Source organism: Micromonospora sp. ATLC16, from assembly GCF_057196645.1.
In genome coordinates, this window is record NZ_JBXUOW010000109.1 from 1 (window position 1) to 10,557 (window position 10,557).

At 73.0% G+C, this 10,557-nt stretch carries 9 protein-coding genes; 6 read left to right on the forward strand and 3 right to left on the reverse strand.

The window, feature by feature from the left end; all coding sequences use genetic code 11:
- The 3 genes from AC2CHE_RS25595 to AC2CHE_RS25605 form a co-directional block, all read left to right on the forward strand.
- The coding region (locus AC2CHE_RS25595) for a hypothetical protein (protein WP_484507398.1) at window positions 1-578 on the forward strand (578 nt) is incomplete at its 5' end.
- Between the two features lie 114 nt (window positions 579-692).
- Entirely contained in the window at window positions 693-956 is a 264-nt protein-coding gene (locus tag AC2CHE_RS25600; protein WP_204014823.1) for a DUF6244 family protein, read from the forward strand.
- A 33-nt stretch (window positions 957-989) separates the two neighbouring features.
- A complete protein-coding gene (locus tag AC2CHE_RS25605; protein WP_484507399.1) occupies window positions 990-1,421 on the forward strand; it encodes a hypothetical protein in 432 nt (143 codons plus the stop codon).
- A 13-nt stretch (window positions 1,422-1,434) separates the two neighbouring features.
- Here AC2CHE_RS25605 and AC2CHE_RS25610 read toward each other — a convergent pair whose 3' ends face one another.
- Window positions 1,435-2,559: a J domain-containing protein gene (locus tag AC2CHE_RS25610; RefSeq protein WP_484507400.1), complete on the reverse strand. Its 1,125-nt coding sequence runs from the start codon at window positions 2,557-2,559 to the stop codon at window positions 1,435-1,437.
- 353 nt (window positions 2,560-2,912) lie between these two features.
- Here AC2CHE_RS25610 and AC2CHE_RS25615 point away from each other — a divergent pair, with 353 nt between their 5' ends.
- The gene (locus AC2CHE_RS25615) at window positions 2,913-3,734 is read left to right on the forward strand and encodes a TerC family protein (protein ID WP_484507401.1); all 822 of its coding nucleotides are present in this window, start codon (window positions 2,913-2,915) and stop codon (window positions 3,732-3,734) included.
- A gap of 229 nt (window positions 3,735-3,963) precedes the next feature.
- Window positions 3,964-4,719, forward strand: a complete 756-nt coding sequence (locus tag AC2CHE_RS25620; protein WP_484507402.1) for an esterase/lipase family protein — start codon at window positions 3,964-3,966, stop codon at window positions 4,717-4,719.
- 293 nt (window positions 4,720-5,012) lie between these two features.
- On the opposite strand, the gene AC2CHE_RS25625 is transcribed toward AC2CHE_RS25620, so the two are convergent.
- On the reverse strand, window positions 5,013-5,888 hold the full coding sequence (locus AC2CHE_RS25625) for an aldo/keto reductase (protein ID WP_484507403.1): 876 nt from the start codon (window positions 5,886-5,888) through the stop codon (window positions 5,013-5,015).
- Between the two features lie 124 nt (window positions 5,889-6,012).
- Here AC2CHE_RS25625 and AC2CHE_RS25630 point away from each other — a divergent pair, with 124 nt between their 5' ends.
- A complete protein-coding gene (locus AC2CHE_RS25630) occupies window positions 6,013-10,239 on the forward strand; it encodes a CHAT domain-containing protein (protein WP_484507404.1) in 4,227 nt (1,408 codons plus the stop codon).
- A gap of 71 nt (window positions 10,240-10,310) precedes the next feature.
- On the opposite strand, the gene AC2CHE_RS25635 is transcribed toward AC2CHE_RS25630, so the two are convergent.
- A partial coding sequence (locus AC2CHE_RS25635; protein ID WP_484507405.1) for a hypothetical protein occupies window positions 10,311-10,557 on the reverse strand: 247 nt, incomplete at its 5' end.

Here is a 10,557-nt window from a genome sequence, read left to right on the forward strand (position 1 = left end):
GGTGGGGACCGGGGACGGGGTCGGACGGCGGCGCAGCCGCCGCTCCGGGGCGGCCGGATGTCGGGGCGTACTCCCCGGTGGGTGTGGGACAGCCGGGCCCGGCGCTGCCGGTGGCGGTGGGCGCGACGGCGGCGGGGGTGCCGGCCCCGCGCGCCGGTGAGGTCGACCCGGCGATGGAACTGGAGCTGGCCCGGCGCTGGGCCGACGAGGCCGACCGGCACGGGCAGCAGGCGGAACTGCTGGCCCAACAGCCCGCGCTGCTACCGGCCTGGTCGTCGCGGGCCCGAGCGGTCGCGGTCTACGCCGGTGCCGCCGGCGTCGCGGTGCTGCTGTTGCTGGTCCTGACGGTCGGCTGGAGCATCGGCGTGGTCGGGTTGGGCACCCTGCTCGCCTGGATGCTCGCCGGGCTGCCCGCCATGGCGCTGATCGGTGGCTGGCTGGCGCTCGGCCGCTGGGGGCGGCCCGCCGTCGGTGCCGCCACCCCGCCCCGCCATCCGGTCCTGGGCTTCCTGGTCTGCTTCCTCGCCGTCCCTTTCGCCTTCTGCGGCTACCTGCTGCTCTTCCGAACCATGGGTTGAGCGGTCGTCCGGGTCGGGCGGTCGCGATGGGTGTGTGGATCTCGTACGCTCCTGTGTGGTCGCCGCTCGTGCGACCGCGGCGAGGCTGGTGTGGTGCGATCGTGGGGAGGGCGTGTGAGCGCAGCAGAAATGATCGCCAGGCTGGCGGCGGCGGCACAGAAGCTTGACGAGGCGAAGGCGAAGACCGCGGCGGCGGCGCAGGACGCGGCCGAGGCCCGGCAGCTCGTCGCCGGCGCCTTGCAGGGCGTTGCCGCCGGGCCGCTGATCAACATGATCGACTCGTACCGGCAGGCGCTCGCCCAGGCGGCCCAGGGGCACGAGCCCGCGCGGCAGCACGTCCAGGAGACGATCGCCAAGGTACGCGCGCTGGGTAACTGACCCTGGGCACCGGGAACCGATGGAGGCGGTGGGATGAGCAGCGACGAGACGCGGGACGGCGGGGTGCTCGACGGCTTCCGCATCGGGCAGGTGCCGGCCGGTGTCGGTGACGAGGTGTCGGACTTCGCCACCGAGTGGGGCGACGTCCGCTTCGCCAGCCGGGTCTGGGAGCGACAGGTGCCCGACGGCCATCGCGTGGATCTGCGGGTCCACGTGCTGCGCGGGGACCGCCTGGTCGACCTGACCGCGCTACGCGACTTCCTCGGCGAGTATCACGAGCGCGCCGCGTGGCACCTGGAAGAGTTCCCGCACGGGGACAGCGTCGGTCTGCACGACGGGACCCAGGCGTTCTGGCTCGTCGAGCCCGGCGTCGCGGTCAACGTGCTGACCCTCCCGGAGTTCGGCGATGCGCTGCTGCCGACCGCCCGGTCCATTCAGACCGGTGACAGCGACGCGGGGGAGTGACGAGGCTGGCTGCTCAGCGCAGCCACCGCACGCGTTGCTCGACGGTCCGGATCACTCTGCGCCACGCGATAGTCGCCGGCCCCGAATTCATGGCGTCGAGCCGACGCCGTGCGCCCCATCCGGCGAGTGGTCGGTCGGCGACCCGCATCAGATCGTCGAGCGTGTCGATCGCCGCGCCGACGTGCAACAGCTCCAACGCTTCGGCGATCCCGAACGCCTCCGCGATGTCCACCAGGAGATCACGGTTGGTGATGAAGAGCCGGGGAACCCAGTCAGTCACCGGGCGCCTGATGCTGTAGAGGATCAGCCCGAGGTCGTACGACCGATCGTCGTCGACGCTGATTCCGGCCTTGAGGATCGAGTTCATGAACTCGTCCCAGCCGGGAAGGGCGGCCAGGTCGTGGGAGCTGGTCTCGGTCAGGTACCGGTGCAGCGTCTCCTTGGCGCGGAACAGGAGCAGCTCGCCGTCGGCGCCGGGAAAGAAGACCACAGACTCAAGGACTTCGGATCGAGCCAACAGCGTGTAACCCTCGGCGCCATCCGACAACGAGATGGTTATCGGTTCGATGGTCGGCGGTTCCGGTAGATGCGCCGGCTGGTACCGGGGATGCGTCCACCGGGCGCGGGGATGCTGATGCTCGCGCGCCTCCCGCTCGCGTATCCGCGCCAGCCGTTCGGCCTCCGCCCGTTCGCGTACCTCGCGTTCGCGGGCTTCCTGCTCCCGGGCCTCGCGCGCCGCGCGCTCGCGGGCGCGGCGTTCGTGTGCCGCACGCTCCCGCGCCTCCTGTTCACGCGCCTCGCGTTGCTGTGCTGCCCAGTCGCTGGCCCGCTGCCCACTGCCCGCCCGCGGGTGCGTCGCGCGTTCGTCGGTTTGGCGCTTCGCGCGTTCCTGTGTCTCGGCCTGGCGGGCCTGGCGTTCGCGCGTCTCGCGTGCCCGAACGTCGGTGAGCAGTTTGTACGCCCTGTTGATCTGCTGCATCTGCCGGGTCGCTTCTTCGCGAACGTTCTCCGGACTGGATTGATGCTTGTCCGGGTGCCAGACCTGTACCAGGATCAGGTACCGCTCACGAATCTGCGCCGGTGACGCATCCCGGCTGACGCCGAGAAGCACATACGGATCCTGCTCGTTCGGGGACATCGATTCGCCGGATCCTCATGGGTGCTGGACGCGTCCGCCGGTGATGCTAACAGCACCTGTCGATGTGGTGGATCAGGCCGTCGCCGCAAGAGTGAGGCGCTCCATCATGGACCAAAGCCAAAGGATCACAGAGGCTGACGTCTGTGGAAACACCGGTTGATGAGGCGTCCAGATCAACGCTGTAGTGCGGCGACAAGCTCACCAACTGAGGTGGAGGGATTTCCAGCGGGTGGTGGATCGAGTCGCGCTGGCCGGGGCGCCGGGGGCCGTCGGGGTGCGGAGCGGGGGACGGCCCGGTAGGCCATCATGATGCAGATCAGCCGATGGTCCGGGTGCCGACCCGGCGGCCGGTCGTGAGAGTCGAGGATGGCATGGAGTTCCTGACCAGTCCCGAGCTGTGGATCGCGTTCGCGACCCTGCTCCTGCTGGAGATCGTGCTGGGCATCGACAACGTCGTGTTCATCTCGATCCTGTCCGGTCGGTTGCCCGAGCACCAGCAGGCCCGGGCCCGGACGATCGGCATCTCGCTCGCCCTGATCACCCGCCTGCTGTTGCTGGCGTCGTTGTCCTGGATCATCGGTCTGACCGCGCCGCTGTTCACCGTGCTCGGGCAGGAGATATCCGGGCGTGACCTGATCCTGCTGCTCGGCGGGATATTCCTGGTGGGCAAGGCGACGTACGAGATCCACGAGCATCTGGAAGGCTCCGACCACGGCCGCGAGGGCGGCAAGGTGGTCTCGTTCGGCGCGGTCATCGCGCAGATCCTGGTGCTGGACGTGGTCTTCTCGCTCGACTCGGTGATCACCGCGGTGGGCATGGTCGACGAACTCGCCATCATGGTCGCCGCCGTGATCATCGCCATGATCATCATGCTGGTCTCGGCCGGTGCGGTCAGCAGGTTCGTCAACGAGCACCCGACGGTCAAGATGCTGGCCCTGTCGTTCCTGCTGCTCATCGGGGCGAGCCTCATCGCGGAGAGCTTCGATCAGCACATCCCGAAGGGCTACGTGTACGGCCCGATCGCCTTCTCGATCTTCGTGGAGTTCCTCAACCTGCGGGTTCGGGCGCGGCAGCGCCGCCAGCAGGAGAGTCAGCCGGTGCATTTGCACCCGACGTACGTGAAGCAGGGTTCGCCCCGTACCGAGCCGGAGCCGGAGACGACGCCCGCCAGCTGACCCGCGCCGAACCGAACGCCGCACGCACCCACCCGGTGCGTGCGGCGTTCGTCGTACCTGGACGGTGCTGCTGCCGGGCTCCCGGACGCCCGGCACGGACAACCCGCTACTCGTGCGTAACTTCCCATTGACGTCTCCTGATTGCGCCCCGCATCATCAGTGCACGGTCGATCGGACATCCCACCGCCTCCACCCGGTAGCCCCCGGGATCCCCTTGGGAGGTGCAGCGATGCTGCTCCGAAAGGCTGTCCCCGTCCTGACTCTCACGCTCGCCGCCGTCCTCGCGGCTCCCGCCGCCACCGCCGCGCCACCCGACAGCGCAGCGCCCACCCGCGTCGCCACCAGCGCCGGAGCCGTTGGCGCCGCCGGCCCTGGAACCACCACCGTTGGTGGTGCGGGCGACGACACCACCACCGCTGGAACCACCACCGCGGGAACCGCTGTCAGCGCAGCCGACACGGCCGGCGCGCCCAACGGCGTCACCGGGTCCGCCGGGACCACGCCGACCGACACGGCCGCCGGCACCGACCTGCGGGCGCTGGCCGGCGCCAATCCGGTCATCGTGGTAGGTGGGATCAGCGGAATCGCCGCCGTCTACGAGCCGCTCGCCGCCCGGCTGCGCGCCGACGGCTACCGGGTCTGGATCTACCAGCTGCCCAACCTCGGGCTCGGCGACATCACCGCGTCCGCCGCCGGGTTGCGCGGATACGTCGGGCAGGTCCGCGCCGCCGCCGGAGGTGCCAAGGTCGACCTGGTCGCACACTCCGAGGGCGGCTGGACCACGGTGCGCAGCTGGCAGGACGAACTGGTCCGACCGGTGGACAACGCGGTGCTGGCCGACGGCGCCACGAACGTGCTGATCCAGTCCCGGTGCCCGCTGCGCGTGGTCGGCCACCTCGGCCTGCTGCTCGACGGCACCATCTACACCGTCGTCCGGCAGGCCCTGCGGGACGTCGCGATCAACCCGAACTGCCTGGCCCTGTGACCCACCCTGCCGGCCGGGGTACGCCAGGAGGCGCCGGGCCGGCAGCCACCCGACAGACCACCCGCCCTCGACGAAGCCCGACCGGACACCAACCCCGCCGTCCCTGCCCCGGCTCCGGGCGGGCTGCGCAGGCAGCACCTTCCCCGAAGTTGTCGGATCCGGGCGGGCGCAGGCAGCACTTTCCCCGATGTTGCAGGCGCACGGCACGGCACAGCACAGCGCACGGCAGGGGGCGAGGCGCACGGCATGGCGCGGGGGCGACGGGGCGTGGGCGGGGTGACGTATCGCGGGTGTCAGGCGGTGGCGGCGGAAAGCCTTTCGTACTCGGCGTCGGTCAGCTGCAGCTGGGCGGCGGCGACGTTCTCCTCCAGGTGCGCCACCGACGACGTACCGGGAATCGGCAGCATGACCGGCGACCGGCGCAACAGCCAGGCGAGGGCCAGTTGCGCGGGCGTCGCGCCGTGTTCGGCGGCGACGGCGTCCAGCGGGCCGCCCGGCCGGGCCAGGTCACCGGTCGCGATCGGGAACCACGGGATGAACGCGAGGTCGTGCCGTTCGCAGTGGTCGAGCACGTCCTCCGCGTCGCGGTTGGCCAGGTTGTACAGGTTCTGCACGGACACGATCGGCACGATCCGGCGGGCCGCCTCGATCTGGTCGACGGTCACCTCGGAGAGCCCGATGTGCCGGATCTTGCCCTCTTCCCGCAGCAACGCCAGCTCACCCAGCTGGTCGGCCAGCGGAACGGCCGGATCGATGCGGTGCAACTGGTAGAGCCCGATGGTTTCCAGCCCGAGGTGGCGCAGGCTCAGCTCGCACTGCTGACGCAGGTATTCTGGCCGGCCCACCGCCCGCCAGTCACCCGGGCCGCCGCGGGTCAGCCCGGCCTTCGTCGCGATGAGCAGGTCATCGGCGTACGGGTGCAGCGCCTCGCGGATCAGCAGCTCGGAGACGAACGGACCGTACGAGTCGGCGGTGTCGATGAACGTCACGCCCAGCTCGTAGGCGCGGCGCAGCACCCGGACCGCCTCGGCCGGGTCCTTCGGGTCACCCCAGACCCCGGGTCCGGTGATCTGCATCGCGCCGTAACCGAGCCGGTCGACCTGAAGATCGCCGCCGATACGGTAGGTGCCGGACTCCTTTGCCGGTCGGGTGCCGGTGTCGAGCGCCATGGGGCCACCCCTTCGGTTCGCTGCTTGTCGGAGCCTCAAGTTACCCCCGGTCGGCTTCGGGACAGCGGCCGGTCGCCGGGCCTGCTATTGCTGACCGGACGGTGCCTGCGACGGGAGGGCTGGCATGTGGCGACGGTTCAGGTCCGATCCGGTGCGGCGGCTGCGGGAGCGGCTGGACGGCTTCGGGACCACCATGGAGCCGCGGTGGGTGCTGGACCACGAGGCGCTGCGCGAGGCCAAGCCGCTCTACGACCTGCTCGACGGCGTGAGCCGCCGGGGTGCGTCGGAACGCGAGGCCGAGGCGCTGTTCCTTCTGGCCTGTCTGCACTGGTACCGGTACCAGGTTCTGCCGGCGGGATCGGACGGGCCGGACCTCGTCCAGGCGGTCGGGCTGACCGAACTGCTGCTCAGCCTGGCGCCGGAGCGGGTACCGCCGTCGCTGCTGGCGATGCTCCGCGCCCACGTACCCGCAGCCGGTCGGCCTGCCGGTGCGTCGACCCAAGCCGGGGCCGGCACCCGGGCGTGGGGCGGCGACGCCGCGAGCGCGACGACGTCCGGGGCCTTCGGTGACGGCGCCCGTGGTGGACCGGTGCCGCCCGGTGCCGGCGTCCCGGCTGCCCGCCCCGCGCCCGGCACCGACGGGCCGGCCGCGCTGTTCGTCCAGGCGGTCATGCTGATGGGCGCCGCCGAGCGGTCCGGGGACTACCGGGTGGCCGACCAGGCGCAAGCACTGCTGGAACGGGCTCTGGCCGGGACACCGTCCGGCGCACCCGAACGTCTGCACTACCTCTCCGCGCTCGGACGGGTGCACCGGGATCAGTACCTGCGGCTGGGTCGGCAGCGGTCGCTTCCGGCGGCGATCGACGCGCACCGGGAGAGCCTGGAGTCGACCTCGGCCGGCGACCCGGAACGTCCGACCCGGCTGTTCGACCTCGGCAACGTCCTCGGCGACCGGTACGAGCAAACGGACGACGTCGCGGCACTGGACGAGTCGATCCGACTGCTCGGCGACGCGGCCCGGGCCGCCCCCGCCGGCTCGCCGGCGTGGCTGATGGCCCGCGTCAACCTCGGGGGGCGGCTGCGTGACCGCTGGCAGCGACGGGGCGAGCCGGCCGACCTCGACCGGGCCGTCGACGCGCTGGCGCAGGCGGTGTCCGTCCGGGCCGATCCGCTCGTGCTCTTCACGTACGCGACGCTCGCCGGTAGACGGTTCGTGGCCAGCGGCACCGACCGTGACCTGGACACGGCGATCGACGCCAGCCGTGCCGCGCTGGCCGCGGGGCTCGGCGAGGAGCAGGGCGGCCTGCTCCGGGCCACCCTGGCGGGGCTGGTCGGTGAGCGCCACGAGCGGCGGAAGACCCCGGCCGACCTGGACGCGGCGATCGAGGCGTACCGGGCGGCGGCGGCCGGACCCCGGTGGGAGGGGCAGGACGCGGGCGGGCTTTGGCAGGCCGAGGGCAAGCTGTTGGAGGCGCGCTACGCGCTGCACCGCCGGGCTGACGATCTGCGCGAGGCGGAGCGGCTGTTGCGGGCGGCGGCCGACGAGACGACCGACCCGGTGCAGCGGGCGGGGCGCCTCGGCGACCTCGGGTACACGCTGGGCCGATGGCACGCCGACCTGAGTGGGCTGGCGACCCTCCGGCAGGCCCGCGAGATGCTGACCGAGGCGGAGCGGCTGCTGCCGGCGGACCATCCGTCGCGGCCGCATCTGCTGGGCAACCTGGGCGAGACGCTGCGTGAGCTGGCCGACGAGGCGGGCGAGCCGGAGCTGCTGGAACCCGCCGTGGCGAGGCTGCGCGAGGTGGCGGCGAACCCGGCGCATCCCGAGAAACTGCCGATCTACCTGTCGAATCTCGGTCTGGTGCTGCAGGAGCTCTTCGGTCGGACCCAGGACCTGGCAATCCTCACCGAGTCGGTGGTGGTGCTGCGGCGGGCGGTGGCCGCTGCCCCGGCCGGTAATCCGGACCGGATGCGGGGCCTGTTCAACCTCGGATCGGCGCTGAACCGGCGCACCGAGCTGGTCGTCAATGCCGCGCTGCCGGCCGACGACGGCGCCACGCCGGAGCAGGCCCGGGCGGCCGCGCTGACCGACGCCGAGCAGGCGGTCACGCTGCTACGGGAGGCGGCGGAGCTGGCGAAACGGGAAGCCGAGCCCGAGGAACGTGTCCGGATCATCAGCACGCTCGCCCTCAGCCACCTGCTGCGGCACCAGCTCACCGAGGATCCCGCCGCGCTCGACGAGGCGATCACCCTGCTGTGGGCGCTCGCCGACGCGGCCGCCTCGACCGGCGACCGGTACCGGCTGCTGACAAACCTCGGCAACGCGCTGCTGATCAGGTTCCGGAGCACGCGCAACGCCCCCGACGCCCACGAGATGCTCACGGCGTACCGGGCGGCGGTGGCGACCCTGCCCGTGGACCATCCGGAGCGGACCATGTGCCTGGGCAACCTGGCCGTCGCCGTCGAGGAGATCGCCTACCCCACCGGTGACGCGACCGCGTCGGCCGACGCCGCGCCGGAACCGGTTCCCGACGGTCCGGTCTCCGACGGTCCGGTCTCCGACGGTCCGGCCGCCACGGGGCACCGCGCGGACTCGACCGCCATCGCTTCGGCCGTCTCCGGCGACCTGCCGGCGGTCGAGCTGGCCGAGGCGATCGCCGCGCTGCGCGAGGCCGCCGAGATCGAGGCGGCGCCGTCGCTGTTGCGGGCCACCGCCGCGCGGCGGTACGCCGCTCTCGCCGCCGAGGCCGGCGACCTGCCGGCTGCCCTGGCGGGCTACACCACGGCGATCGAACTGCTCGACCTGGTGGCCTGGCACGGCATGGATCTCGACGACCAGAGCCGGCTGCTCGGGCAGTTCCCGGGCCTGGCCGGCGACGCCGCCGCGGTGGCGCTCGCGCTCGGCCGGCCGCAACGTGCGGTGGAGCTGCTGGAGTACGGGCGTGGGGTGCTGCTCGCCCGGGCCCACGACGCCGGCGCCGACCTGGCGGCGCTGCGCGCGGAGGCACCCCGGCTGGCCGAGCGACTGGCCGCCGTCCAGACCGCCCTCGACCGCCTCGACCCGCGCCTCGACCTGGCCGGACCCACGCCGGTCACCGGGCTGGCGGCCCCGGCCCGCTCCGTGTCGGCGGCCGGTGGTGAGGGGGGTGCGGGCTCGGAGCGCCGGCACGAGCTGGCCGTCCAGCGCCGCGAGGTGTTGGCGGAGATCCGGCGGCGACCCGGGTTCGCCGGCTTCCTGCACCCGCCACCCTTCGCCGAGTTGGCCCGAGCAGCCGACGACGGCCCGGTGGTGCTGGTGAACGTCGCCGCCCGGCGCTGCGACGCGCTGGTGCTCAGCCAGGGACGGGTGGCGGTGGTACCGCTGCCCGAGCTGACCCTCGGTGAACTGCACCTGCGGGCCACGTACTTCCTGACCGGGCTCGCCGAGGTCACCACGCCCGCTGGCGACCCGGGAGCGGAGGCACAGCGTCGCCGGGCCGCGTTCCGACGCCGGATCCCGGAAACCCTCGACTGGTTGTGGCGGGTGGTCGCCGCCCCGGTGCTGGACGCGCTGGACCCGCCCGCCGCGCCACCGGATGCCGGGGCCGCCCCGGCCCGCCTGTGGTGGTGTCCCACCGGAGTGCTCGCCCTGCTGCCGCTGCACGCCGCCGCCCCACTGGGTGGGGGGACCGGGGTCCTCGACCGGGTCGTCTCCTCGTACACGGCCTCGTTGCGGGCGCTCGTCCGGGCCCGGCGGGAGCCGGCGAGCAGGTCCGCGCCGGTCACCTCGGCCCTGGTGGTCGGGATGCCGCGGACGTCGGGGCTGGCGGACCTGCCCGGCGCGGCGGGGGAGGAGGCCGTGGTACGCCGGTACGTGACCGACGTGACGACGTTGACCGGGGCGGCGGCCACCCCCTCGGCGGTGCTCGGCGCGCTGCCGGGAACGTCCGTGATCCACCTGACCTGTCACGGCACCCAGGATCTGGCCGCACCCGCCCGGGGACGGCTCGCGCTGGCCGGCGGCCCGCTGCACGTACGGGATCTGTGGCGGCCGGTGAACACCACCGCCGCGCTCGCGGTGCTGTCCGCCTGCGACACGGTACGCGGCGGCGCCGCCCTGCCGGACGAGGCGCTGACCCTGGGCACCGCGTTCCAGTTGGCGGGCTTCCGGCACGTCATCGGCGCGCTCTGGGCCATCTCCGACACGCTTACCGTGCAGCTGTGCGAGGACCTGTACGCGGCGCTGGCGGTGCCCGGCGGCCTCGACCCGGAGCGGGCCGCGTCGGCCCTGCACCACGCCGTCCGGCAGGTGCGTGCGGACCTGCCGGACCTGCCGGAGCTCTGGGCCGGCTACGTCCATGTCGGTCCCTGACCGGGTGCGTCGCCGCCCGCGGATGACCGCACAGCGAACCCGGCCCGGGCCGGGCTCCGGACCTGGTCCGGTCAGGGCTGGCCGGGCGCGTACCAGGTGACTCCCACGGCGGCGATCAGCAGGGCCGTGCAGAGCAGCACCAGCAGCACCCCGAGGCGCAGCGCCCGGGCCGCGGCCAGGGCCTCACGGTGCTCGCCGAGTGGCGCCGGGAGCAACTCGGCGACCGGTGTCACCGACGGCGGTCCGTGGGCGGCCCGCAGCAGCGCCAGCGCCCCGGCCACCCCGGCCACGATCGCGGCCAGCAGCAGCACGCCGACC

Excerpts from the sequence above, each read along its gene's own strand:
- AC2CHE_RS25630 (WP_484507404.1), top strand. The coding sequence starts at position 6,013 with ATGTGGCGACGGTTCAGGTCCGATCCGGTGCGGCGGCTGCGGGAGCGG.
- AC2CHE_RS25605 (WP_484507399.1), top strand. The coding sequence starts at position 990 with ATGAGCAGCGACGAGACGCGGGACGGCGGGGTGCTCGACGGCTTCCGC.
- AC2CHE_RS25620 (WP_484507402.1), top strand. The coding sequence starts at position 3,964 with ATGCTGCTCCGAAAGGCTGTCCCCGTCCTGACTCTCACGCTCGCCGCC.
- AC2CHE_RS25610 (WP_484507400.1), bottom strand. The coding sequence starts at position 2,559 with ATGTCCCCGAACGAGCAGGATCCGTATGTGCTTCTCGGCGTCAGCCGG.
- AC2CHE_RS25625 (WP_484507403.1), bottom strand. The coding sequence starts at position 5,888 with ATGGCGCTCGACACCGGCACCCGACCGGCAAAGGAGTCCGGCACCTAC.